The sequence below is a fragment of the Sutcliffiella rhizosphaerae genome (genome assembly GCF_917563925.1).
In the GTDB taxonomy this organism is placed as follows: Bacteria; Bacillota; Bacilli; order Bacillales; family Bacillaceae_I; genus Sutcliffiella_A; species Sutcliffiella_A rhizosphaerae.
The window spans coordinates 45,672-71,740 of the sequence record NZ_CAKJTJ010000006.1 but is presented as its reverse complement, the minus strand read 5'-3'; the positions used below and the strand labels follow the sequence as shown (position 1 = coordinate 71,740).

The window sequence follows — 26,069 nt, the reverse complement described above, 5'->3', positions numbered from 1 at the left end:
AGTGTTATGACATAACCTCTAACTGATTCTTTACTAAATTACTAAACAAGCTTTTCTTTTCTTCCGTAAGCTGGCTAAAGCCGCCTTTTTGAATGATCTCTCCTTCATGGAGAACGACTACTTGGTCAGCTTTTCGAATGGTAGATAACCGATGTGCAATAACAATGATAGTCATTTTCCCTTTCAAATTTTCAATTGCTTGTTGAATTTTCGTTTCGTTTTCCGAATCCAATGCACTTGTAGCCTCATCCAAAACAAGGATTGACGGCTTCCTTAATATTGCTCTTGCTAGAACAAGACGTTGACGTTCTCCACCAGATAATTTGATTCCTCTATCTCCAATTACAGAGTCCAAGCCATCAGGTAACTTTTGAACAAACTCAGCAGCAGATGAGAATTCAAGCGCTTCCCATAATTCTTCCTCTGATGCATCTGGATGAACTAGCAGCAAATTTTCTCTTACACTAGCATTAAATAGAAAAGGATCCTGTGGAACATAACTTACCGCTTTTCTAAAAGAGACCAAGTTCTCTTTAGAAAGGGGCTTCCCATCTACTATAATTTCCCCATATTCAGGTTGATTCAGACCCATAAGTAAATCTATTAACGTACTTTTCCCAACACCAGATTTTCCAACTACAGCTGTCATTTGATTTGCAGATATTTGTAAATTGATGTTTCGTAGTGCATATACAGGTTGATCGGTATTGTATCGGAAATAGACACCTTTGCATTCCAATCCTTCCATTATTGTCATTGGCTCAACTGAAGACTCTTTTGAGGAAGAAAACTCTCTGGCCTCCTGTGATTCTGTTTGTATACCAATTACCGCATGAAAAGCAGGGATGGTTGACGCCAGCTGTTCAAGGGCACCTTGAATACCTGCAACTCTCGGCCATAGTCTCGAGAAAATAACAATGATGAGCATTAATTGGGTCACTTGAGCATTAAACATATTTACAGCAATAAAAATGAATGAAGCAATTAATGCAGCGGAAGCAATTTTATAGTACATTTGCGACTTTGTTTTTAATTTAGTGTATTGTATCTGTTCATTTTGCATCCGTTCCGTTATCGATTGATACCAATCCATTCGTGAATTTTCAAGAGTATTGCTTTTAATATCTTTAATGCCGTTTATTTGATCGGTAATACCTGCCAAATAACTTCTACCTAAATCGTAATTTCTCTTTCCGAGTTCCATTGACCATTTTAGGAACTTACGATTCATGAGGACAAGAAACACCCCACTTAAAAGAACAAACCCTGTAATTGTCGGAGAAAGCCAAAGAGCTAAGCCAATTTGAATGACCGTGAAAATAAGGGAAGAAATAAACTGCAGGAAAGAATTTGTCCCAGCACTTGCCCTTGCGATTTCAGCGGTCATAAAGTTAATCAAGTCAGACTTCCTATTTTTAATAAAAAAGTTCCAATTTGCGTGTAAAAATGCATCATACGTTTTCACACGAAGATGACGGAAAAAGCCATGCTGAATGATAGCATTCCTAATAGAAATCTGCCGTTCTAGGTAATTATGGGCAACTACTATTAACACATAGATAACGAGAATACCCGAAAGGCCAATAGTTTCAGGAATCTTTTGAAGAAACTCAAAAACACCTGCAAATGACGTACCACTTATATCGAGATTTACGAAACCCGTCATGGTAATCATTGGAATGAGCAACAATAATCCTATACCGTCAAGTAAACCTATAATAATCATAGAGAGCATATTTATGTATAAAACCTTACCAGCATAGTTGTGGATTTTCTTATAAAAATAGAGCATTGCCCTCATACCATAACCTCCATTGATTTGTGTTAATGCGTTCTTTCTAAAAAAAGGTCTCTATTAAAATCATCAAGAAATGATGGAACGTTCAATTTTAAGAAAAAAGCTAGTTAATTCACTCACCATGTAAAATTGAATGACTCTAAGCTTTCCCGTTCTATTTAACCATTCGTAAAAAGTGCTCTACTTTCTCTTTATCTTCCATTAGCTTTTCTATATGGAAGATTACTGGAATTAGTGATGTTGTAGAACCGCACAACTCATCACCAGGTTGTTCTAATCCAATACCAAAAATAATACGAACCATCCTAAAAAATTTCTTCTCCATTAAACCAATATAATATTTCGGATTATGTTTTTGAATATGATCATAGAAAATATGAATAAAGAGGGGGAAATTCCCTTTTCGCTGATATGCTTCATTTAGACAAAGCTTGTCAATTTCCCATGTTCTATCTTGATGTAGCTTCACTTTTTCTAATTTGGAAAATTCATATTTGCTCGGACCTTCCACAGTACTTTGAGGATTTAAAGGATCATATGGCAAGAACTCAATCGTTCCTATTACTTTTTTCTTGCTGAAGATTACCTTTCGTTCGATATGGAGCAGATTGTAACGAACTCCGTTTCGAGCATAAGGATCGTTATACCAATCCTGTTTTTCACAAATATGTTCCCATGTCTGTTGAAAAGCTTTTTGTTGCTTGCTGTTTTTCACTATTTCAAACATGTGAACCCCCCTTATACTTCCCATATAATATAAGTAATTGTCTCCCCTATACGGAAAGCATAAGGGATTATTCACTAGCTATCCAAATCCGGCTCCTCAATAGGTGGATCTGGATCATTGCCATCGACTGGTGGTTTCGGTGGCTTAGTCCCTTTTAGTGTCATCGCGACATCTAATACTTCTAATTCTGGGTGTGACCATTCTTTTTTCATATTTACTCACCTCCTTCATAGTTTGGTTTCTTCAGGAATGTCTGTTTCTTAAACATCCGTATTCCCCCCAATATTGGTCTGAGTGGGAAATATAAAAAATGCAATCTTTTCGGGAGTGGAAACCTTTGAGCATCTTCGGGATATGGGAAGAATAGACTCAATGAATATAGAAGCTTTTGTTGTATAGACATTAAACCAAATAAATATTGTTCATGATATTTGGATATCTCTTCTGGTAGAGGTTCCTTATGTAAGTTAACTTTTCGCTCCAAATAATATATTGCACTCTGTGCAAGCTTTCTTGATTTTTTACATTCTGCAAATATTGGCATTTTTGATTGAAATAATGCACGGGCTAATAATAATGCTTGAAATCCAACTTTTGTGTAATGGTGCTTTTTGAAGATGTTTAAGACCATTTCCCAATCTATCTCTTGTTTCAGCATTTGATGAATATCAAACAACCACCTTAACCGAGACCAGCCATGCCTTGCCCCATGTGTAACTAAAAAGAAAAATTGGTGCTCTTTGCCTAACATATATAAAGGTTTTTTTGTTAAATTACTCTTTCTTCTATGCTCCCATAGTTGTCTGAATGTAGGCTCGTACCCAGGTCCTGGATTCAATCTCCAATGAATTTCTACTTTTAGCTCTTTTTCTTTATGAATATAAGTAAAATGATGATGTCTCCATGTCCAATCACCTAAAATCGTTTGAATATAATCATCCTTCTCAAATCCTTGATTCAAAAGGATTTCCTCAGCGTCTTGCAGCCTATCAATAGGAACTAACACATCTAAATCACTGCATGTACGTAGAGATACATTCCCATACAAATCATGTGCAAGATTCGGCCCTTTTAAAAAAAGCATGGGTATTTCTTTTTCTACAAAATGTTTATGGAAGTTAATCATCTCTGCCGATAACTGTAACATCCTAAAAGCATTTTGTTTGTAGTAGATTGCCAGTGTTTCTCTGACGTGAACTGGGATCTTGTTCGCATTTTTTACTTTTTGATGTAGTATGGGAAAAAGTCGATGATGTAGGGAGAAGTCTATAAACAACTCCCAATCCATGTTATCGCTAATTTCTAGTTGATCTACTGGGACGTCCTTTAATAGATCTCCCATAAATAAAATTTCTTTGGGAACATTGGTTAAATCTAAACCTGAACCTTTCATCCTCTGTTCCCTCCAATTGTTTTAGCAAATTTTCCAACTACTGTGAAACGTTCCATTCCCTCTGAACCAGTAACAAAGTATGGGCCACTTCTTAACCATGCATGTGCGATAAGCTTTCCGTTATCATCTTTGGCTGTTCCTAAATATAAGGTGCTTTCAACTTTTCGCTTTTCTAACATTTTCATGGCTGCAATGGCTTTTACTAAACACTGACTTTCCCAGAAGGTATATTTGCTCATAATATGAATGGATTGGGAAACAGTAGCTAATACTTTCCTATCTGTCATGGCGGAGTCGAACGACGTCTCCTTCATCCTTTCCCCTAAGGAAGGTGCAACATTAGAAAACGGAACTCTTTTTAACCACCTCGCCCAAGCTAGATAAAAATATGACTCTAACAATAGTTTCTTAGATTTCCAATCTGTTTTAATGAATAGTAGAAGCTTATTCATGGCACTAATCCCTTTCCAATCTGTAACATCTAAATCATTCACCTATATTTATGAGACCCTCTTGATGTAACAACGAAATGAATGCGAATACCTGATCTTCACAAGTTTTTTTATCCACTTCGTATTTTGTTAATAAATCCATCACTATATCATCGGTAGTATGAGGGTTCTCAAGCAATTCCCAAATGACTCCCCCAATTTCGCCAAGATTATAATACTTTCCATTCGTAATACTAAACATCACTTTTTCTCCATCCATGTCACTAACAAGATTACCCTCTACTTGAGTTATCATCTGATTGTTTGCTAATAATATGCTATTATCCATTTACAACTTCACCCTTTCTTTCTATCGATTTCAAAATAAAATCAGTGATTTCATTTGCCGTAAATTTCGAATTCGACCTCTCTATCCGGTAAAACACCATTTTATTGGCCATTTTTGCTGTTATTTGAAAATGCCAATCCATTATCCCAGCTCGTGACAGGAAGAAGTTTCTATATGTGTGCCGGAATAATAATTGTAAGCGAACTAACCCCTCTACCAAGGAATACTGGTTATCTATCTTCTCACTTTTAACTAATTCAAAAACACCAGCTAACGGAAGCGATTCTGTCATAAATTGATCGACTACTGGAATAGCAAATTTTGTCTCCCTATCTATGATTGGCCGTAAAGATCTTGAATCCATCCCAAACTCATTCAAACTCTCTTGCCATAGTTTTTGTTGAGGATAAGCCGGGGTTACAACAGGAATACCAGCTTGATTAATTGTGATTGGAATAACATCATCACTTATTAACCGACATCCTTTTTGTAATAAAGCTGATGCTGTGGTTGATTTCCCCGCACCTGAATCACCTACAATTGCATATGCTTTTCCGTTTATGGCGATGGCACTCCCATGCAGTGGAAGGATTTTTCTTTGCATAAGAATAGCTCCCATACAGGTACCCAGCAAATATAATCGGATTTGATCCTCTTTAGCACCTTCCGCTTCACTAACAATGATTTCATTTCCGTTTTTTATTAGAAAAATGGCTGTTTGCGGCACTTCAAACATGCAAACATCCTCTTCAATAAAAAAGTAGGAATTCGGATTGCAGACACTTTCCCAATCCCTTTTTAATTCACCTTTTTGAATAATGATTTCTGGTGATTGCTTTAATATAGAAAGGGGTTCTAATTCGTTTAGGGGATATTCACTTAAAATAGTAAAGCCAAAAGCTTTATATGAACGTTTAACAAAGGGAATATTCATGGGGATCTCTCCTAAAGGTTTTTTACAGCCCCTTAAGATATCTAAGGGGCATGATTAGTTTATAATTCAATCTAGTAATATTTATGAGTCAAAAGGATCTTGACCAGGACCTGGATTTTTACAGCTAGCATTAGAACGGCCTGGGTGAGTTTCTGTTCTCCCATCTGAAACGTCAAAACAATCTGCATTCGCATTTCCTGGTCCGTTCATGGTCATTGAAATATCTAATACTTCCAAACTAAGATTCTCCCATCTTCGCTTCATTCCATCACCCCCTTTCATCCATGCTTCATTAGAAATCGATATAAGATCAAGCTGCGAGTGAGGATTTTAAAGTCATCCTCAAATATCATTTCAGGACGTGGCGACTTCCCAATATTTGAAAAAGCGCGTTCTATTACTTTCGTATCAATTAAATCCGCCATCATGGAGTCCTTACTCATCCTTTCAATCTCCTCCATAAAGCAATGCCACTCTTTCCTCATACGATGTATGACATCGGCTCCTTGCAACCCTCTTCTTTGTTGATTCAAACGAACGGTATCGGGTAACCGTCCTTGCATAGCCCTTCTTATTAACGAACGTTCATACCCTTCAAGTACGTATTGTTCTTTAGGCAGTGACAGACAAAAATTAATAACACGTATATCATTCGTTGGATCTCTATCCCATACTCCATATCGCAAAGCGAGTTTCGTATTTGCGACTCCGCTTTTGTTCCATGGATATAGTTGTTCGTAATAATCCCGTCGATAATAGTTCAAATCAGAAATTTTCCCACTAGTATCATAGATACCAGCATCCTGAAGCTTTTCATAAACGTTTGTTTTCTTAGCCAAATACGGGTTTATAAAGCTTGGGAATTCATACACCGTTTCTTCTTTTTTAAAGGATATTACCTTCGGAAAAGTACGTTTAAATAAAAAGGGAATCATGACAGATCTTCCTGTATTAAATACTTCGCTAAAATGAATTAACTCTTTGTTAAATTTTAGCCACTTCCATTGCTTGAGGAGCTTACTATAATAATCGTAATTTAAACGCATAGATCCCCAGGAAATAGAGTGATTTCCTCTGGCACCATTTAACATAACTGTAATTCCTTTTTTTGAAGCTTCTTCCGTAATCCCTTTCAACCAAAAGGCATTTTCGAAAAACTTATATGGCATTTCCATAATATCCAAGAAATCATCTATTTCATTATATGGACTTGCACCAGGGAAACATAAATAGTTATCATTGATATTCCCAACGTATTTGACCGTTTCTTTGATATATGGAGTTTCATCTGGTATGTAATAGCTAGAAGTCCAATCCACAAAGTCATGTTCAGGAACATTACTAAATGTATGTAGAATCTTATTTTCTTTTGCTAGTTCCTTAGAAGCAAAACTAACCACAGCTCCTGAATCCAGACCACCACTTAAATGAGAGCCTACTTCCCCGCTCGTTGATAGCCTTTCTTTTACCGCCTGACTAAAAACTTCGTGAAAAGCTTCCATATATTCTTGATTGGAAGATAAACGTAATTCATGATCAACATTTATGGTGGAATATCTTTTTAGTTGCACCTTTCCATCTTTATTTACTACAATGCTGTGTGATGGTGGAACTTGATAAATTCCCTCATATACCGTAGACGTCATATCTATAGCTTCTACAAGGGTAGGTATTGCAATAAATTCTGCTAACCAAGAGTAGTTTAGCTTTTTCTTATAATTGCGTAGTTTTAATAAAGGTTTGATAAGAGAGGAAAAAGCTACATTATTCTTATCTTTAATATAATAAAGTGTCCGAGAACCTGAAAAATCTCTAGCTCCAAAATATTTTTGCTTTTGTTTATCATAAATAACAAAAGCATAGTCACCTACGAAATATTTTGGAGATTCTTCGCCCCACTTTTGATAGGCGAGCAAAATTAGGTTTTCGTCACTAAGAATAGATCCTTTGCTTACCTTTAAACCTAATAAATCAATTAACTGATCTTTGTTATAGATTGCACTGTTGGAAAGAACAAAAATATTCTTATGAAGACCTTGAATTTCTTTCGTCCTTTCCTTAACCTCAATCACAATTCTCATCCCTCTCTCTTTAAATTCGTTATAAAGAACATTGGTAGCAAAAAAAAAATCAAGGGTATAATTGCATATAACCAACTTATAATTCATTATTAAGAACGCTATATAGTTAAATTACCACTTAACTAGAACATAGTCAAGAAGTTTTATAAGATGGAACACTTAATATTTTCCTCCTCAATATCCCAGAAAAAAAGTCCTTATACCGCAGTAGTATAAGGACAAGAAGGAGTCTTTTTTATTTAGCTCCAAGTAAGGTCTTCTCTAGGGGTTCCCTCTTCATAAGTATAGTCGAGGTGATTACCACTATGCGGGTTAGCCATGGTCATTGTAATATTTAAAACTTCTAATTGTGGTTCTTGCCATTCTTTCTTCATGCTCTCACCTCCCTTCATGAAACTCTTTGTAAAAACCGATGAAATATTAAACTACGCATTAGTACTCTAATGAGTGGATCTGTAGCGTCTTCAGAATGAAATCCTTGTTTTGCCTTTTGAAGAGCTGCTTTTATCGTTTGTGGATCTAGGTACCTCATTGTACTTTCATTGACACTTAGTTCTTCCATCTCAATAATTACTTGCTCCCAATGGGGTCTCATTCTATGCAGCCAGTCTGCTCCTTGAACTCCCCTTACACGTTGATTCAATCTTACCTCATCAGGCAAGTAATTCTTTGTAGCCCTACGAATAAGTGCTCTATCCATTCCATTTGAAACATATTGGTCTTCTGGAACAGATAAACAAAATTTCACGATTCGAAGGTCATTTGTGGCATCACGTTTCCAAACTGAATATTTTAAGGATAATTTTGCTGCGAATGTATTTGTTGCATTCCAATGAAATAAATCTTGAAAATGCTTCCTTCTTTGCTCATATATGTCCGTACTACTAGACCATCCGGTGTGGTTAAGTCCATGTTCCTGAAGTAGTTTAAAAACATTTGTGTTACTTGCAAAGTCTTCATTAATTAATTTTGGAAAAATATAAGTTTGTAGTTGAGGAAAGGCTTTATTTAAAAAAGGAAAGGCTAATTTTGCAACAAAAGGCACTCTACGAAATCTTGCACCTCCTGCTTTCTTGCTGTACTGATTTAACTCATTTATAAGCTTAAGTAATTTCATCTTTTTCATAAGTTCTGCATAGTAGTTCATTGCATGCCCCCAAGAAATAGTAAAATTACCTCTACCTCCATTCAATAAAACTCCTACATTCATTTTTTGCGATTTTTCAAACATTCCTTTTACCCAAAATGAATTTTCAAAGAATTTATAAGGCATTTCTAAAATATCTAAATAATCATCTATATCTGTGTAAGAGTTCCTCTCTTTAAAATCAAAATAGGAGTCTTTCAATCCGCCAATAAAATTCACCGTTTTATTGATGAAAGGTCGTTCATCGGCTAATAATCGTTTTGGCGTGTAATCAACAAAATCACTTGTTGGAATATAACTGAAGGTGTGTAATGGCTTTTTACCACCTAACTCCATAGCTGCATAACTAACCACTGAGCTAGAATCCAACCCTCCGCTAAGATGAGCACCTATTTGACGAAAAGTCCGTAGCCTTGACTTGACAGCCTCTCGAAAAACATCTTGAAATGCTTCTACATATTCCTCAGAAGATTTGAGTATTAGAGGCTTCTCAGGTTGAAGCTCACAGTATTTTTTCAAAGTAATTTTCTTATTATTGATTGTTATACAATGTGAAGGTGGAACTTGCTTTATCTTCTGAAAAGGAGTGATGGAACTGTCTACAGCATCCACTACAGCAGAAATAGCTAAAAATTGGGCGATCCAATCCTCATTCAATTCTTTTGATACGAAAGGCAATTGCATCAATGCCTCCATTGTTGTGCAAAAAGCAAATGTATGTTGGTTGCCATAATAGTAAAGTGGCCTGCTTCCAGAAAAATCTCTCGCTCCAAAAAACTTACGATTTTTCTCATCCCATATCATATAAGCAAAGTCTCCAAGTAAAAACTTTGGGGATTCTTCCCCCCACTTTTCATATGCCCGTAATATCAATTCACTATCAGTAGTATCTTCTTTAAGATTCTTTCTTATTTGTAATCTTTCAAAGAGTTCCTCTCGATTGTCAATAATTGCGTCAGCAGTTATAGCAAGTTTCCTTTGGTGGTCGTAGTATGGCAACTTTTCTCCAATCGATTCAGGTGTAATCCATTGTGCATGGCATCCTAGAAATATATTCTCTACTAAAAAAGTACCAGTATCATTTGTTGGGTACTTGTTTAAATGCCCCATTAAAGCAGAACTACATTCAAAAGGAACTGGTTCGTTATTAAGGTTGAAAATGCCAGAAATTGCACTCATATTGTTCTCCTAAATATTTATTTTATAACTTTTAAGTTCTTAATAAAGAACAACTTGATAACATCTTACTTTATTTATTGGCTTTCGTCAATGTAATTTCTTACGGATACGTAATCATATTTTAATAGAAGATTTTTACCTATATGTACAATCACTTTTCCTATCCAATGAATTAAATATAATAAAACTATTTACAACGGTGGGTTGAATATGGCAAATCGGTTTCAAATATTTAGTTGTTTAAAAGCTGAATTACCTGTACTGGAAACCGGGGAATTCGGATTATGTACTGATACAAATGAACTTTTTATTGGTTCAGGAGATCATGGGAATATTCAAATATTAGATGTTACAACAATTGGACAACTTTCTAACTTAACTACACAAAATAAAACAAACATTGTCTCTGCTATAAATGAATTTCAAGCGAAAATAAATGAAAATGAAAGAAATGGAAATGGTACTGACTTACAAGGTCAAGCTTCACAACCTAGCCCCTTGAAAGATTTAAAGTTAGAAACTTTAAATGCCTCTTCTAAACCTGAACCTACTAACACTGTAGCCGCTACCAGTAGTAGTTTAAGTGGTTCTTATTTAATTGAACTGCAGAGATGGGGAATTCGAAATGACAAAACTAATTCTTTAGAAACAGTTGATGGCATAAATAATGCCTTCTTATGGGCAGCAGAAAACGGATACCGTAATATCGTATTCCCTAAAGGAGAATACTTAATTTCTCATTCCAAAAGTATTCGCCCTCAAAATAATACCCACTATGACTTTGGCGGCTCGAAAATGTTTATGGAACCAAACAATCAAGAAAACTACTCCATATTATCCATTGGGTCAGCTGATTCAACAAAAAAAGCACACCACATAGTTATATCAAATGGGGAGTTTATAGGTGATCGCGATGAACACGACTTTTCCCCAGGGGGTACCCATGAATGGGGGCATTGCATTTCTTTAAAGGGGCATTGTAAGTTTATCCAAATACGCAATTGTATACTAAGAAACGCTATAGGTGATGGATATATCGGAGAAGGTAACTATGATGTATGGCTATATCCTACACAGTCGAATTTTGAAGTTGGTGCTATTAATAAAAGTTCAGGAAATAAGGAAAGTTCAGCTGCCAGAATAAGAACAATAACCCCTTATGATGTGAGTCACGTTAGGGTTACAAATAATGGTAACAAATTTATGTTAACTGGAAATGGATATGGTGCATTAAGAGGCATACACACTGATATTTTTGATTTGTTTTTCTATGATGCAGACGGTACATTTATTCAACTTCAAGAGAATAAAACTTGGTACGAGGATATTGAGCGCCCTAATGGGGCCAAAACAATGCATATCGTTCTTCATCAAACAACTACTACCGATATTGCTTTTGAAGTCCGTGCAGAACCAAGACCTGAATTCATCACAATCGAAAATTGTGAAGTGATGAATAATAGACGAATCGGTATAGTGGGTGCTGGTACTAGATTTTTTTTCATAAAAGACAACCTTATTCATCATAATACGGGGTACGTTGGTGCTGGAATTGATATTGAGGATGGTTATAGAACAAATCAACACATATTTATTCATGGGAACAGGTTTTATGGCCACGGTATCAATGATGTTATTTTTGTAGGAACATATTACGTCTCAGTAGCAAATAATTCATTCCAATCTAATTGTGGTGGCAGTGGGAAATACTGGTCCATTAATGATAATCATTTTATAAAAGCTGGTTGCAGTATTACTGCAAGTGATGTTGTTTTCGCAAATAATACTTGTAACGACTCACTATATTCGTTTGGTAGTAATAACAGAGGAAAAAATATCATCATTACATCATGTATTTTTCATAATTCAAGTATAGTGATGAATCAATCAGAGCCTTACACTATTAATCTTAGTAATTCTAGTTTCCATAATAATAGTAATAAATATAGAAATGGCTCAATTTCTAGCTTTCACCATGAATGCATAATAAAAAATATAACCATTTCTGGTAGGGAAACAAATGGAGCCTCTATTATTGCTAAAGAGGATAGTATTATTCAAGATTCAACATTAATTAATCCTATTTTTAATGGGTCCTACTTTCTAAAATTTATAAATTGCATTATAAAATTCCCTTCACTAATGACGACAGTAGTATCTGCCAATGAGAAGGAAATGGTCTTTGATGAATGTGATTTTACCTTAAGTGAAAGGTTCATCACTTTTAATAGTCCTGATTCCAAGCTAAAAATCATTAATAGTAAAGTAAAACATACTGGAACTACGCTTGACTTTATTAGTTTAACAGCTGCTAAATTATTTATCGTTCAAAATTGCAGTCTCTTTGCACCAAACGCTTTATTGGGATCTTTCTTTTCGTCGAGTGGTTTTAATAGAGGTTATTGTTTGTTTAAAGATAATCATTTTTCAGCACTATCATCAAATGTTAGAGCATTAAATTTTGATTGGAAATTACAAACTGAACCTACTGTTTTTGTAAATAACTCTTATATTAACATTTCCAAGCCTTTACTCAAGGTAGGTGACACCCACTCAAAAGGTCCAACTGACTACCGTCCACAAAGATATTTAACGGATGGATTAGAATACTATGATACAACCATTAGCAAGCCTATTTTTATCAAAAAGGAAGAAAGTGGTTTTTATTGTAGAGAATTATCAGCAAGAAATACAACATATAGAGTAGGACATTTAGTTCTTGAGAATGGCAATGTGTATGAGTGTCAAATTGAAGGAAAGTCGGATAATACTAAACCTTCATTCTCTCCCATTGTAGGAAGCACTACCAAAGATGGAAATATACTTTGGGTGTGTAAAGGCATTTCTGCAATATGGGGAGATGCAAATGGAAATAATGTATAAAATTTAGTTTTTCAAAATAAAAAGCTGGACGGAAAAATACATTTTTACCCGTCTGCTTTTATTTCTTCTAATTTCCTAACTAAAGCTGAAAATTCACCAATTAATTTTACTCACATAATAATGGAATAACATTAGTTATTAATTCACTCCCATATTTCCTAATAGTCTAGGAATTGAACTATTATTCTGATATTCTACCTCTACTATTTGTGCCTGTTTCAATTTAAAAACAATATCACAATTTGAAATTGTACTTAATCTATGTGCGATAATAATTAAAGTCTTTTGCCCTTTCAAATTGTCAATGGCTTTCATAACTTCCATTTCTGTTTCATTGTCAAGAGCAGAAGTTGCCTCATCCATAAACAAAATTTCAGGATTATGATACAACGCACGTGCTATACCTATACGTTGCCTTTGTCCTCCTGAAAGTCTTACGCCTCTTTCTCCTACTGAAGTATCTAATTTTTCTGGAAGGCTTAGCACGAAGTCTTTTAATTGAGCTTGTTCAAGTGCTTTCCAAACCTGGTCATCATTGATATTTATCGTGTCAACACCAAAAGCAATGTTATTTCGTATGGAGTCATCCGATAAAAAGATAGTCTGAGGAATATACCCAATTTTTTTCTGCCATAATGATATCTGATTATGTAAATCCACTCCATCGACAATTACTTTACCTTTTTCAGGTAATAGCAGCCCTAACATAATATCAACAATTGTAGTCTTACCAGATCCTGATTCTCCAATGATGGCCACAGACTTTCCAGTAGGAATTGTAAGTGAGACATTTTTTATAGAATAATTTTTTTGATTAGGATATTTGAAAAATACGTTCTCCAACTCAATTGACTGATTAAACGTTCTTTGACTTAATTTAAAGGATGATAAAGTACCATTGCTCCCACTTTCAGTTATTGAATCTTTGTTCAAAAATAAATCCTCATATACCACATCCAATGCAGGTTTGCTGTATTTTATATTGGTAATCAAAGCAACTACACGATTTATTGAAGGCATTATTCTAAAAGCCGCCATAGCAAATAAGGCCATTGTTGATACAAGTTGGGTAGTATTAGTTCCTTGAAATATGATTATTAACATGGTTATTAATACTACAGATACAAGTAACGTCTCAATAAATAGCCTTGGTACTACTTCTAATATTTTTATATAGCGACTATTCCTAATTTTAATAAGACTTTGATTGGTATAAGAGTTTATAAAAAAATTCTCTTTTCCTAATACCTTTATTTCCTTATTAGCACCTAATCCTTGATTTACCCATTTAATGAGTGTACCATTAACACTCTGTAGTTCTTTCCCTAAGCTGGAAATTTTATTTCTGAACACTCTGAAGAAGATAAATACACTACCTCCTAGTAAAAAAGAAGCAGTGATTGTAGCAATTGGAGAAGTAACAATTAATAATATAAAGATAAACAAAATAATTAATATTTCAGATAGCAACTGAAAAGCTGACAGTACTATTCCTTGGCAAACTCTTGCAACTTCTTCATTAACATTTCTTAAAAGTGTAGATGTATTTCTATTTAAGTGGAAAATATATGGCCTTGTTAGGTATTTTTTAAATAATTGACCTTGTAGTTTTACTTGTTGATTTAATATAACTTTATATTGAATATAATTGAATAATAATAAATACATATTTTTCAATATAAAAATGGATAATAGGGCTAGTACAGAAAACACCATGAAAGCTGAAGTTGAAGAAAAATTAAACAATTCATAAATGTAAATTAGTAAATAATGCTCTTTGATGACACTAGGGTTAGTAACAATTCCAACAAGGGGTACAATCATACCGATTCCTATGGTTTCTAACACGGCAGCTATTACCATCATAAAGAATAATAGAGTAAGTTTTTGCTTTTCTTTCTTGTTAAAGAACGTTTTTAATTTATTTATACTAACGATCATTGAATTTCACACCTTTTTAAAATTAATAATTCCTAATTTCCATATTGTGTAGTTTAAAGTTTTTTATAAAGCTGTGAATATATCTAATAACCCAATAAATGAATAGTAGTAATACTGATAATATTATCTTTTCTCAGCATCTTGATTTTTAAATTTAACACTTATAAAGCATGCCAAAAATCTCTTTTGTCATCCTTCTCTTGAGAAACATGATTTTTTTTTATTTTCTCTCTAAGATTTTCGTTAAGAATAACGCTCTTTATCGCGTTATGCATCTGTTCTTCTTCAAAATTAACAATTAATCCATTATGGTTATGTGTTATATGACCGAATGCTGCAGGGAAATTAGTACTGATTATTGGAATTTCAAAACACTTTGCTTCAGCTAATGTAATACAGTGCCCCTCATGTCTAGAGGGTTGCACATATATATCACATTGCTTCATAAAAGGATAAGGGTTATGTTTGTTCCCCATTAGAATGAGGTCATTTTCTAAGTTATTCTGCTGTATTAATTTCTCATACTCTTTTCTTCTCCCACCTTCTCCAATTAAATACCACTTAATCTTATATCCTTCCTTTATTAATTTTGCTAACACTGATATGATTAGGTCTTGACCTTTTTCTTTTGTTAGTCGACCTACGGTTAAAATCCTGATTCCATTAAAAGCATCATTAAAACCTTCTCCATCTGTAGCTAATCTTTTTATTTCATTTACAGAAATTATATTCTTAAAAACAATGGTTTTTTGCTCTATTTCAGGTAACAACTTCACAAACTTTTCTTTTGCTTCTTTAGAAACAACTGAAATCTGGTCAAATTTTCTATAAAACTTCGAAGCAAAATGAATATTAAAACCTATTTTGGTAATATCAAAATGAATCCACTGAATCTTTTTTTTAGCTTTGATTTTTTCTAAAACAAAAAAGCTTATGAAGTCTATTGGACCTGCATAAGCTATAGCTATATCGTATTCTGTTGGTTCAATGGGATAACTTTTAAGCAAATATTTAAATAACGCACTTCTCTCTTTTGTGATTTTGGAAAGTATAAATAAATAGAATAAGTTTAGTGCTTTTGCCAATTTAATACTTTTTAGAGTGGTACGGATAGTCTCGCGGGGAGGATTATTGAGAATCCCTTTATTTTCCCTATACTCTTCTAAATACTTAACATGTACCCATTTAGGAATAGAATCTAAAAAACCTCCATATTTCTCCAACATTAAAATCGTAATATCGTATTGTTCTCTTGGCATTTCATTAATCATATTGAGCAACGCTTTTTCCGTTCCACCAATATTCATATTTATCATCATAAAGAGGATTTTCTTTTTCATTGACATCAACGCTTTCTTAAGATTATTCAATTTTAAACAACTTTTATTGAATTCCTTTTTAACGAAGGCTCTAATAAATACTCAAGCTCTTCAAAGTGTTTTACTGATTCCTTTTTTATTGTATCTAAATTTTTTGGAAAGTTGGAATACGCACTCTTTAAGAGGTCATCATTTCTATGTTGATCGTCTATTTTTTTAAATGTAATTGAGATATCCTCTATTTCTAAGTCTTTAAGGACATTAGTTGTTTTCTCATTGTAAATTACCGGTAGGACACCTTTACCTAAGACAAAACCTAAAATATTGGCGTGAAACCTTGCTGCAATGATCATTTTCATAGAAGCTATTTGACGTATCGCCTGTTTTAATTCGCCTTTGTATTCAAAAATACTAGTCTTTTTTTTCGCTTTTTCACTCAGCATTTCATATACTTCTTTCATTACAGTAGTGTCACCTTCCGCCTCACAAAATGACATTAAGCAACACTCATTTCCCTCATTTGTAAACTTCTCAATGGCCAAAACGGTACTGTTAACATAATCAAAATAATAGTTAGCCAAGCCACGTTTGTGCCTAACATCAATGATTGAAATACCTACTTTATCTGTGGTCTTAATTGGATCATATTCCGTAGTATCCAACTGAAATACGATATCTGGAGCATATCGTATATTATTTAAACCTCTAAATAGATTTACTGAATAGTAATCTCTGAAACACACATCATCACATAGTGCAAAAAAAGCTTTATACTCGTTTAAGAACTTTTGTGATGTAAATGGTCCAAAGTTTGCACCAAGTACAAAAACAGATCTCTTTTTTTCTTTAAATGCTTTTACTATCTTTACCCTATCCTTATATAGTGCTGGGTGATAGTCCTCTTCTCTAAAAATAGAGCCTCCAATAAATAGTAAAGCATCATGCTCTTCAGCTACTTGATCATAGTTGGTTATCTTATCAGATAACTTTAATTTTTGACCTACTTTATCAATGAAAGTATACTTTCTCCGATTTACATTCGCATAACTTAAAATAAACTCATCATAATTAGTTCCTAGATAATTTAAAGTGAAACGTGTATTAGGGAATCTCTTTGCCAAAATATCTAAAAATAAATCATCCCCTAAGTTAAATTGTAAGTAAATATCCACAAATACTTTTTTCAAATCATCTCACCTCTATTCATCCATTAATTTTTTTATAAAATTGACCAATCTCGTTTAACGTATTGTATTTTTTTGATATTTCAAGATTATTGACTATTCTTGCTCTAAACGCGTCGTCATCAATACATCTCTTAACACCTTTAAATATGCTATGAATATCATGCTCAACTATTAATCCATCAATTTCATGATTAATAATTTCTTTAGCTGTTGGAAAGTTTGTACATATTATCGGTCTTTTTAAAATTTTAGCCTCTGAAACGGTTAAACCAAAACCTTCCTTTAAAGAAGTTTGGACATATATATCGCAACTTTTCATATAAACATATGGATTTAGCTTTTCTCCAATCAATAAAAAATGATCATTCAAGTTAAGTTTATTGATTTGAGTTTGCAATTTATGTCTCTCAGGTCCCTCCCCCACAACAACCCACTTGAATTTATATCCTTCCTCTTTTAATAATGCTGCTACTTTAATCGCTTTATCATATCCCTTTACAGTTGCAAGCCTTCCAACAGTTAAGATATTGATGTGACTTTTTTCAAATTCACTCACTGAATATTCATTAGACATCCTAATTATTAATTCGGGGTCTACAATATCCTTTATTACGTCTAGTTTATCTTTATACTCCTCCTTAGAGTGCACCACTGATTCCCTTGTATTTTCAGAAACAGCAATAATCTCATTGAATTTTTGGTAAAATGAGTAATCCAAGTCTTTATTGTAAAGAGTATTTTTGTAATCCGTATTAATCCAAGCTATTTTTTTACCCGAGTTAACCTTGTCGCATACAAAATATGTTGGCATTCCTTGACTATACGCTATTGCTACATCATACCTTTTTTCTATAGGGTTCAATATCGTTTTGATTGATTCATAGACTACCTGCTCACTATGAAAGGGATCTTTTCTAAATTTATTTAACCTTAATTTAATGGAAGTTTTTAATCTGAAAAATGTATATAAGAATTGTTTAATTCCGTTATTTCTAGTTGCAAGGAAATACCCAGGTGTTTCTAAAATGTTTACAGATTGGGGAAGAAGATTCTCTAGTTCTCCTCCTTTTTTAAACATGATTAAATGTATGTCATAGATACTAAAATCAATATTATTTAGTAAAGAAACAAGGCTTTTTTCAGCTCCACCGATATGCAACGAATCAATGATAAACAATATACTCTTTTTATTCATACATTTACTATCTTTCTTATAGATAATTTTAGGTTGTTAATTTTCTTAAGTACCGTTAAATTCACTCCGTAACAAATACATAAGAAAGTTAGATTGTTTTTAATAAAGAATATCATTGGACTATATAGTTTATTAGTAGATTTAAAGTTGGATTTATAATTGGAGAGATACTTATTTTTCAAAAGCATATTTATGTTAGTAACTAAAACCTTAATGTTAGCTTTTGTTATATCCGAACATTGTTGCTCTATAATTTTTATTGCTACAGCTTGCACTTTTTCTCTGATTATATCTTCTACTTCATTTTTTTCTTTAATATTAGATGCTAATATTCCCTTCATCTTCTCCCAGACCTTAATATAGTTTCCTAGATACGAAGGTGATATATTTGCACTTATACTCTTTTCATTTAGTCTATTATAGTGATATAAATTTTTATCTACTATACTGAAAGAGGTACATTTTTCTGCATATTCCATAACAAAGATCAGATCTTCACACATGAAAATTTCTTCATCTAACAGTAAGCTATGTTCTTTAATGAGGCTATTTCTAAATAATTTACTCCACAATACCCCGCCAGTTCCACGGCAGACCATTTTTAAAAATTCATTAGTAGTCATAATGTTTTCATCTATGAAATCATTATGATAAAAGGTACCGAATTTAGAAATATCAACATATCCACTACAAGTAATATCTGCATTTGTTTTATTCATATTAGATAGTAACAATTCCACATATTTTTCGTTGACAGTGTCATCAGAATCTATAAATGTTATATATTCACCTCTCGACATGAGTATCCCCACATTTCTTGCTGCTGATGGTCCTTGGTTGTTTTGATGATGATAGATAATTCTACTATCAGATTGTCGATACTCATCTATTACCTTTTCTGTATTATCTATTGATCCATCATTGATAATAATTAATTCGAAACTTTTATAAGATTGATTAAGTACACTTTCAATACACTTTGATATATATTCTTGGCAGTTGTAAGCAGGCATAATAATACTTACTATTGGGTTCAATAATTAACACCCTCTATCTTCCAAACATTAATTTATCAACCTGTAAAGATTATCTAATTCCACTGCATTATCATATATTAGTTTTTTATTTTCGATTTCCATATTACTTCTGATTTTTTCATTTACGTATAGCCTTTCGACTTCTGTAGCAATGCCTGTCGGGCTGTTCTCGCAAATCAAACCTTCGATATCTTTTTTTAATTGACTAGAGGCTGTTAAATAATTGGTAATAACAATTGCTTTTCCTAACACCTGTGCCTCACTAACCGTTACAGCCTTCCCCTCATATCTTGATGGTTGTACATATAGATCTGCGGCTTTTATGTATGGATATGGATTGACTTTTTTTCCGAGTAACATAAAGTGATCATTCAATTGATTCTCGTTTATTAGTTCCTTTAATTTGTCTTCATCTCCTCCATATCCAACTACGTACCAAACCAGATTGCTATATCCTTTATTGATTAGAATTTTTAATGCTTTGATGGCATTGTCTATTCCTTTTGCGTGCGATAATCTTGCGACTGTAATAATTTTAAATCTAGTATCTTTTTCTAATGGATTATCAACTAGTTCATTAGACAATTTCTTTATTAACTCTGCTGATATTATATTTTCCATAACTTTTACTCTATTTTCTAACGTTGGATATTTTCTAATAAAAGATACTTTACATGCTTCTGAAACAGCAACAATATAATCAAATTTGGACCATAAATATATATCCCGTTTTTCATCCGTCTCTATAGTAGAATAGTCTGTATGAATCCATGCAATCTTTTTTTTCGCCCTTACTTTTTCTGCTACGAAATCATGTGGCCATAGATAACTCATTGCTACATCATATTCCTTTTCAACATAAGGTAAATAAGGCAGAACATATTTCCACATATACTGCATCTGATAATAACCTGGTTCTGAAACACGATTTAGTTTCCCAATAATATTTGCATGTAACTTAGCAATTATTCTAGTGGATGCTATTAAAAGATGTTTATCTTTCAAAACCGTTACGATTGGTTTACGAAAGGTTGAATACTGTTTCACCTCTTTTAACAAATTCACCTTATTAGTGAGCAAAGGTAAAAAATCTCCGTTGTGTTTATAAAGCATGAGATCCACTTTATAATTATCATAATTAAATTGATCCAACATGCTAATAAGGCTTCTCTCCACTCCCCCTACTTCCAAATCATAGGTAGCTATAAGAATATTTTTCATGATACACCTTACCTTTTGGTGAATGCCTTTCTTAGTTTTGCTACATTTTCTCCTCCTATAAAGAATGCGGTTGTAGCCTTAAGCTTTCCTTTGAACTTAGCATCCCATGGCAGCCAACTTTTATGAAAATGATGCATGGTAAAGGAATTATTTGTAAGAAAATATCTGCAATTAATATAGTCGAATGGGGAGAAGTATGTTTGTGGATAAACTGTACCTAACCCTTGAATTGTTTGTAGTTTTCCATTTCTAACTAAACCTAAATCTTCTAGCATCTTTGTTACCATTGCTACATTTGTTAAGTTATTCATTTCCCCATCTTCTTTGATAAAGGATTTGTTCTTATACAAATCAAAAAATTCTTTTATTAGCTTATTTTTTGGTGCGGCACCAATTGTACTAGTCGCGATAAAGTTTTCTTGTTCGAAACCCCAAAAAGATTCATTTACAAGAAGCTCATCAAATGGCTTAAATACTTCTACATCTGTATCTAAATAGATTCCTCCAAACTCAAATAATGCTTTAACACGTATATAATCACTCACAAACGCATACTTGCCAGTCCGATATGCTTCTTCGGCATACCTACTTTCTTGTAAATTTACATTTGATTCATTCCATTCAATAAACTGGTAATCTTTCAGATGAGCTTCCCAAGTTTCCATACATTTTTTTACAATAGCAGGTTTATCTTTTCCTCCAAACCAACAGTAGTGGATTATTTTTGGGATTTTTTGTTTCGTAATATCCAATAATTTCATCCTCCCATTACCAGAGATTTATTGGTAATCTGCTTAATACAATTTATAACTCGATCTTGATCTTCAATAGTAAGGTTGGAACCAGAAGGTAAACATATTCCTCGTTGGAAAAATTCGGTTGCTACATCAATAGTTTCACTATGCCGGAAGTACTTACAATTCTTAAACAAAGGTTGAAGATGGAGTGGCTTCCAAACTGGCCTAGCTTCTATATTTTCTTGCGCCAATGCTGTAATTACTTGACTAGATGTAACACCTGCTTCTTCAGATACTAAAACAGCAGTCAACCATCTGTTCGAGATTGAATTTGTAAGCTCTGGCATAAAAGAAATACCATCAATATTATGAAGTCCCTTCACATATCGCTTAAATACTTCTCTTCTTTCCAGCACTCTTTTATCCAGGACTTCCAGTTGACTTCTACCTATGCCTGCTAATATATTACTTAATCTGTAGTTATAACCCATTTGACTATGTTGGTAATGAATAGCATTATCTCGTGCTTGTGCAGCTAAAAATCTAGCTTTTACTGCGAGTTCTTTATTGTTCGTGACAAGCATTCCACCACCAGAAGTTGTGATTATTTTATTACCATTGAAAGAATATATCCCCATAATGCCGAATGTACCACTTGGAATTCCCTTGTAAGATGAACCAAGTGATTCAGCAGCATCTTCAATAACAGGTACTCGATACATATTGCATAAGGAGACAATCTCATCCATTTTTGCACTTTGCCCATAAAGGTTGACAACAATAACTGCCTTAGGAAGATTACCTTTTGCAAAAGATTCCTGAAGAGCTCTTTGTAACGCCTTAGGAGACATATTCCACGTATCAGGTTCGGAATCAATGAACACCGGCTCTGCTCCTTGATATAGGATAGGATTTGCACTGGCCACAAACGTTAAGGTGGAGCAGAAAACCTTATCCCCTTTTCCTACACCTAATAAAGAAAGAGCCAAATGAATGGCTGCAGTTCCTGAACTTACTGCTACGGCATCATTGACCCCTACTTTTTCTGCTATTTCTTTTTCAAATGCGTCTACGTTTGGCCCTAAAGGTGCAATCCAGTTTGTTTGGAATGCTTCGGTTACGTATTTCATTTCATTACCACTCATGTGAGGTGGAGATAAGTATATTCGATCACTGGATTCGAACTGCGACAACCTCTTCACCTTCTTTCCACTTAATTTTTGCGGGTACTCCAACAGCTGTGCTATAAGAAGGAATATGATGTATTACTGTAGCTCCTGCACCAATTGTTGACCATTTTCCTATTCTTATGTTAGGGATTATTGTAGCCCCTGCACCGATATGAACTCCCTCCTCCAAATGAACGCATCCTGTTAATGTAGCATTGGGAGAAATGTGTGAAAATTCTTCAAGTTTGCTCTCGTGTTCTACAATTGCTCCTGTATTGATAATCGTGTGGGCACCAATTCTTGATTCCGCGTTTACGACTGCATTTGCCATTATTACAGACCCTTCTCCAATTACTGCTGAGCCACTTACCACTGCGGTTGGATGAATAAGTAAATGATATTGAGAATTTTTGAGTGCTAACTTTTCTGTGATTCCCTTTCTTACTTTGTTATTTCCAATTGCTATAATAAAGTTTAAATCTGTGTATTTAACTAGTAGCTCTTTGGCAGACCGTATAGGACCGTAAAAGAGACCTTTTTCTTCAAACAGTTCATCATACTTATCATCTAAAAACCCCATGAAAATTAAGTCTTTTTGTAATGAAATTAAATCATATAAGACTTTGCTGTGTCCTCCCTGACCGACCATAACGACTCTCGTCATCCGAGACCACTCCCAGCTTTTGGTTTTCTTCCTGTAAAAGGACGAATAGTAGCAGAACCTGGTTGGTTTATTCCTTCCTTTTTTACTACTTTAAGGACTGTTAGGTATAATATCTTTAAATCTAATAAAAAGGATCGGTTTTCTACATACCATACATCCAAGTCGAATTTCTCTTCCCAAGAGATAAGATTTCGGCCATTTACTTGTGCCCACCCTGTGATTCCTGGAAGAGTCTCGTGTCTTCTAAATTGTTCTCTCGTATACAGTGGTAGATATTCCATTAATAAAGGGCGCGGTCCAACCAAACTTAATTCTCCTCTTAACACATTAAATAATTGAGGTAGTTCATCTAGACTAAATTTTCTTAAGAAAGTTCCGAGTGGAGTCATTCTCTTATCATCCGGAAGGAATTTCCCAAACCTATCTTTTTTTTCATTCATCGTACGAAATTTATAAAGAAGAAATGGTTTTCCGTTTAATCCAGGTCTTACTTGTTTAAATATAACTGGCGATCCTAGCTTTATTTTTATCAAAAAGAAAACTGTTACTATTATCGGGAAGAATATCAGCAAGGCTAATAGTGTCATAAGGACATCAAAGCTTCTCTTCACCTTTATCCCCTTCTCCCTCTTATTTTTTACATCTTTCTAACTTGTTTCTAGAATACTAATTAACTCTTTAAAAAAAATTACTTTTATATTCAATATTAAGAGAAACTACATGCTCATAGTAGAAATAAATGAAGTAACAAATAATGATTCCAAAATATAAAAGCTTTTGATCTTTTTCTCTTACTAGTTTTACTACCCATGATATTAGTATGAGATTGAATAATCCAAAGTAAATGGTAAACCTTGCAAAAATCCAATTCTGTGAAGCAATTACCATAAAAATTAAGTTTAGAATACAAAGATTAACAATGTAGTCACTGTTAGGAAAGATTATCCTTAGCTTTTCTCTTCCTAAATATGCTAGCAACAAAGGTGCTGCGTATACTATGACTCTAACAATACTTGCTCCACCCTCCGAGAAATCACTATAGTGTCCATACTGGGTATCTGATAGAGCACTAAATAATATACTTGAGAACCGATTGTATGCTACCACAATAATCAGTGACAAAGTTATTAAAATGAATGTAGTTCTGGTCCATGCTTTTCTTCTTATTAGAAAATATATTGGAATAAATATTAGTGCACTTTGATGAAACGTGGAAGCGATTAGTATTATTATAGTAAACTTCTTCCAACTTCCATCCATAATATATTTAGTTGCAGCAAAGATGATTGCTGCAGCCAGGAACTGCCTTATGCCATTCATTGAAACTAGAAATAATCCACTTGTGATATATACATAAAGACTTAACTCAATCATTCTTGAGTATTTATAGAGAGTAAATGCAATAAACGCATTCGTAATTAGCGCAGTACATAGAATTAATATCTGAGGTTCTTCCGATATCGACTTTAATACCATCTGAAGAATGCCGAAACCTATGTCTTTCTGGCTTAAGATAAAATCCCATGTAAAATCATTGATTTCAAAATAATGAATATAAAAGTAAGTATCACCAATGTTCCTCCGTAATCCAGATACTAGAATTATTGTAAGAGTTGCTATCATTATTAAGTACCTGCTTGGTTTTACCTCAACAGGTGAATAGGTCGAGGTTACATATGCTGGCATGGCGAAATAACGTGCACCAAGTGACAAAAGAAACACTACTACAAGATTTATATAAAGTATGGTCATTTACTTTTGAGTCCTTTCATAAAAGACCTACTATGCAACTTTGGTTTTTGTCAAAATGAATAAATAAAGCATTGCTCCAAATGGGAAAGCCAATATCGTTATCGCCTTGTTAGGTCCTTCCTTATTAAAGACTCCCCTTTTCAATAGTAGGCTGCTAGATACATAATGAATCGCCTGTCTTAGTTTGAATGAAAAGCTAACAAAAGGCAGTTTCATTAGCTCTTTTCGATAAAAGGCAAATCCCTCTGGATTATTTCGATATTGCTTTAGCATATTGACAGATGAACCATCAGGAAGATATTCAACAATACAAAGCGGTTCATTCATTATTAATAATTCATAATGCATATCCAGTTTGTAATACTTATAGGCCAAGCCAACATACCGCTCTCCTAAAAATAAAGGATATGGATATTTTTTTGTTAATTCTGTTCTATATACAAGCTTTTTATCACCTTTGACACCATACCTGTAATACAGATTATAGAGTGTAGATGTTTTTAGGTCGCTTGGTAATGGAGTTCCTATCACATCTCCATTTGAAAAGAGGTCCAATCCTACTATTCCACTAACACCGTCATGCCCATTCTTCTTCCAAAAGCTAACTATCTTTTCCACTGCATCTTCAGGCATATAATCATCAGAATCAATACATACATTTAGTTCCGTCTTTATTAATTCATAGGCTGTATTGTGAGCTCCATGCATTCCTTGGTTCTCTTGCCAAACATACACTATTTCGATAAGATCTTCTTTTTTCCATAAGTTAACGAGCACTTGAGTCTCATCATTTGATCCGTCATCAATAATCAACCAGACAAATTCTTTGTTTGTCTGGTTCTTCAGACTTTCGTAACATTTCCCTAAGCAATAACCTCTATTAAATGTTGGCGTGAAGATTGTAAGTAACTTCATGAATAGACCT

24 protein-coding genes are annotated in these 26,069 nt (G+C 33.7%); 1 reads left to right on the top strand and 23 read right to left on the bottom strand.

Going from position 1 to position 26,069, the window contains the following annotated elements:
• Positions 1-4 precede the first annotated feature (4 nt).
• The 11 genes from LRP81_RS07640 to LRP81_RS07590 form a co-directional block, all read right to left on the bottom strand.
• Complete coding sequence (locus LRP81_RS07640; RefSeq protein ID WP_230500676.1) at positions 5-1,801, bottom strand: ABC transporter ATP-binding protein; 1,797 nt, start codon at positions 1,799-1,801, stop codon at positions 5-7.
• A gap of 151 nt (positions 1,802-1,952) precedes the next feature.
• Positions 1,953-2,525, bottom strand: coding sequence for a hypothetical protein (locus tag LRP81_RS07635; protein WP_230500675.1), 573 nt, complete (start codon positions 2,523-2,525; stop codon positions 1,953-1,955).
• Between the two features lie 74 nt (positions 2,526-2,599).
• The gene (locus tag LRP81_RS07630; protein WP_230500674.1) at positions 2,600-2,737 is read right to left on the bottom strand and encodes a paeninodin family lasso peptide; all 138 of its coding nucleotides are present in this window, start codon (positions 2,735-2,737) and stop codon (positions 2,600-2,602) included.
• Between the two features lie 2 nt (positions 2,738-2,739).
• On the bottom strand, positions 2,740-3,918 hold the full coding sequence (locus LRP81_RS07625; protein WP_230500673.1) for a nucleotidyltransferase domain-containing protein: 1,179 nt from the start codon (positions 3,916-3,918) through the stop codon (positions 2,740-2,742).
• Positions 3,915-4,379: a lasso peptide biosynthesis B2 protein gene (locus LRP81_RS07620; RefSeq protein WP_230500800.1), complete on the bottom strand. Its 465-nt coding sequence runs from the start codon at positions 4,377-4,379 to the stop codon at positions 3,915-3,917. Before LRP81_RS07620 ends, LRP81_RS07625 begins: the two co-directional genes overlap by 4 nt.
• Before the next feature lie 25 nt (positions 4,380-4,404).
• Positions 4,405-4,698 carry a lasso peptide biosynthesis PqqD family chaperone gene (locus LRP81_RS07615; RefSeq protein WP_230500672.1) on the bottom strand — a complete coding sequence of 98 codons (294 nt, stop codon included), beginning with the start codon at positions 4,696-4,698 and terminating at the stop codon, positions 4,405-4,407.
• Positions 4,691-5,632 carry an HPr kinase/phosphorylase gene (locus LRP81_RS07610; protein WP_230500671.1) on the bottom strand — a complete coding sequence of 314 codons (942 nt, stop codon included), beginning with the start codon at positions 5,630-5,632 and terminating at the stop codon, positions 4,691-4,693. Before LRP81_RS07610 ends, LRP81_RS07615 begins: the two co-directional genes overlap by 8 nt.
• A gap of 81 nt (positions 5,633-5,713) precedes the next feature.
• Positions 5,714-5,896, bottom strand: coding sequence for a paeninodin family lasso peptide (locus LRP81_RS07605; RefSeq protein ID WP_230500670.1), 183 nt, complete (start codon positions 5,894-5,896; stop codon positions 5,714-5,716).
• A 14-nt stretch (positions 5,897-5,910) separates the two neighbouring features.
• Positions 5,911-7,704, bottom strand: coding sequence for an asparagine synthetase B family protein (locus LRP81_RS07600; protein WP_230500669.1), 1,794 nt, complete (start codon positions 7,702-7,704; stop codon positions 5,911-5,913).
• 248 nt (positions 7,705-7,952) lie between these two features.
• Positions 7,953-8,087: a paeninodin family lasso peptide gene (locus LRP81_RS07595; protein WP_230500668.1), complete on the bottom strand. Its 135-nt coding sequence runs from the start codon at positions 8,085-8,087 to the stop codon at positions 7,953-7,955.
• Positions 8,088-8,101: 14 nt separating this feature from the next.
• The gene (locus tag LRP81_RS07590) at positions 8,102-10,039 is read right to left on the bottom strand and encodes an asparagine synthase-related protein (RefSeq protein WP_230500667.1); all 1,938 of its coding nucleotides are present in this window, start codon (positions 10,037-10,039) and stop codon (positions 8,102-8,104) included.
• 204 nt (positions 10,040-10,243) lie between these two features.
• On the opposite strand from LRP81_RS07590, the gene LRP81_RS07585 reads away from it, so the two are divergent.
• Entirely contained in the window at positions 10,244-12,922 is a 2,679-nt protein-coding gene (locus tag LRP81_RS07585) for a hypothetical protein (RefSeq protein ID WP_230500666.1), read from the top strand.
• A 138-nt stretch (positions 12,923-13,060) separates the two neighbouring features.
• Here LRP81_RS07585 and LRP81_RS07580 read toward each other — a convergent pair whose 3' ends face one another.
• From LRP81_RS07580 to LRP81_RS07525, 12 genes are all read right to left on the bottom strand, one after another.
• A complete protein-coding gene (locus LRP81_RS07580) occupies positions 13,061-14,788 on the bottom strand; it encodes an ABC transporter ATP-binding protein (RefSeq protein WP_230500665.1) in 1,728 nt (575 codons plus the stop codon).
• 236 nt (positions 14,789-15,024) lie between these two features.
• Positions 15,025-16,203 carry a glycosyltransferase gene (locus tag LRP81_RS07575; RefSeq protein ID WP_230500664.1) on the bottom strand — a complete coding sequence of 393 codons (1,179 nt, stop codon included), beginning with the start codon at positions 16,201-16,203 and terminating at the stop codon, positions 15,025-15,027.
• Positions 16,204-16,235: 32 nt separating this feature from the next.
• A complete protein-coding gene (locus tag LRP81_RS07570; RefSeq protein WP_230500663.1) occupies positions 16,236-17,369 on the bottom strand; it encodes a polysaccharide pyruvyl transferase family protein in 1,134 nt (377 codons plus the stop codon).
• A gap of 16 nt (positions 17,370-17,385) precedes the next feature.
• The gene (locus LRP81_RS07565) at positions 17,386-18,546 is read right to left on the bottom strand and encodes a glycosyltransferase (RefSeq protein WP_230500662.1); all 1,161 of its coding nucleotides are present in this window, start codon (positions 18,544-18,546) and stop codon (positions 17,386-17,388) included.
• Between the two features lie 14 nt (positions 18,547-18,560).
• Positions 18,561-19,601 carry a glycosyltransferase family 2 protein gene (locus tag LRP81_RS07560; RefSeq protein ID WP_230500661.1) on the bottom strand — a complete coding sequence of 347 codons (1,041 nt, stop codon included), beginning with the start codon at positions 19,599-19,601 and terminating at the stop codon, positions 18,561-18,563.
• A gap of 27 nt (positions 19,602-19,628) precedes the next feature.
• The gene (locus tag LRP81_RS07555; RefSeq protein ID WP_230500660.1) at positions 19,629-20,822 is read right to left on the bottom strand and encodes a glycosyltransferase; all 1,194 of its coding nucleotides are present in this window, start codon (positions 20,820-20,822) and stop codon (positions 19,629-19,631) included.
• Between the two features lie 8 nt (positions 20,823-20,830).
• The gene (locus LRP81_RS07550; RefSeq protein ID WP_399207278.1) at positions 20,831-21,583 is read right to left on the bottom strand and encodes a glycosyltransferase family 32 protein; all 753 of its coding nucleotides are present in this window, start codon (positions 21,581-21,583) and stop codon (positions 20,831-20,833) included.
• Positions 21,580-22,689 (bottom strand): DegT/DnrJ/EryC1/StrS family aminotransferase, encoded by a 1,110-nt coding sequence (locus LRP81_RS07545; protein WP_317987044.1) that lies wholly within the window; start codon positions 22,687-22,689, stop codon positions 21,580-21,582. Before LRP81_RS07545 ends, LRP81_RS07550 begins: the two co-directional genes overlap by 4 nt.
• Positions 22,690-22,729: 40 nt before the next feature.
• Entirely contained in the window at positions 22,730-23,392 is a 663-nt protein-coding gene (locus tag LRP81_RS07540) for an acetyltransferase (protein WP_230500659.1), read from the bottom strand.
• Complete coding sequence (locus tag LRP81_RS07535; RefSeq protein ID WP_317987043.1) at positions 23,389-24,003, bottom strand: sugar transferase; 615 nt, start codon at positions 24,001-24,003, stop codon at positions 23,389-23,391. Before LRP81_RS07535 ends, LRP81_RS07540 begins: the two co-directional genes overlap by 4 nt.
• A gap of 67 nt (positions 24,004-24,070) precedes the next feature.
• Positions 24,071-25,144 carry an EpsG family protein gene (locus LRP81_RS07530; RefSeq protein ID WP_230500658.1) on the bottom strand — a complete coding sequence of 358 codons (1,074 nt, stop codon included), beginning with the start codon at positions 25,142-25,144 and terminating at the stop codon, positions 24,071-24,073.
• Between the two features lie 30 nt (positions 25,145-25,174).
• Complete coding sequence (locus LRP81_RS07525; RefSeq protein WP_230500657.1) at positions 25,175-26,059, bottom strand: glycosyltransferase family 2 protein; 885 nt, start codon at positions 26,057-26,059, stop codon at positions 25,175-25,177.
• Positions 26,060-26,069: the final 10 nt, after the last annotated feature.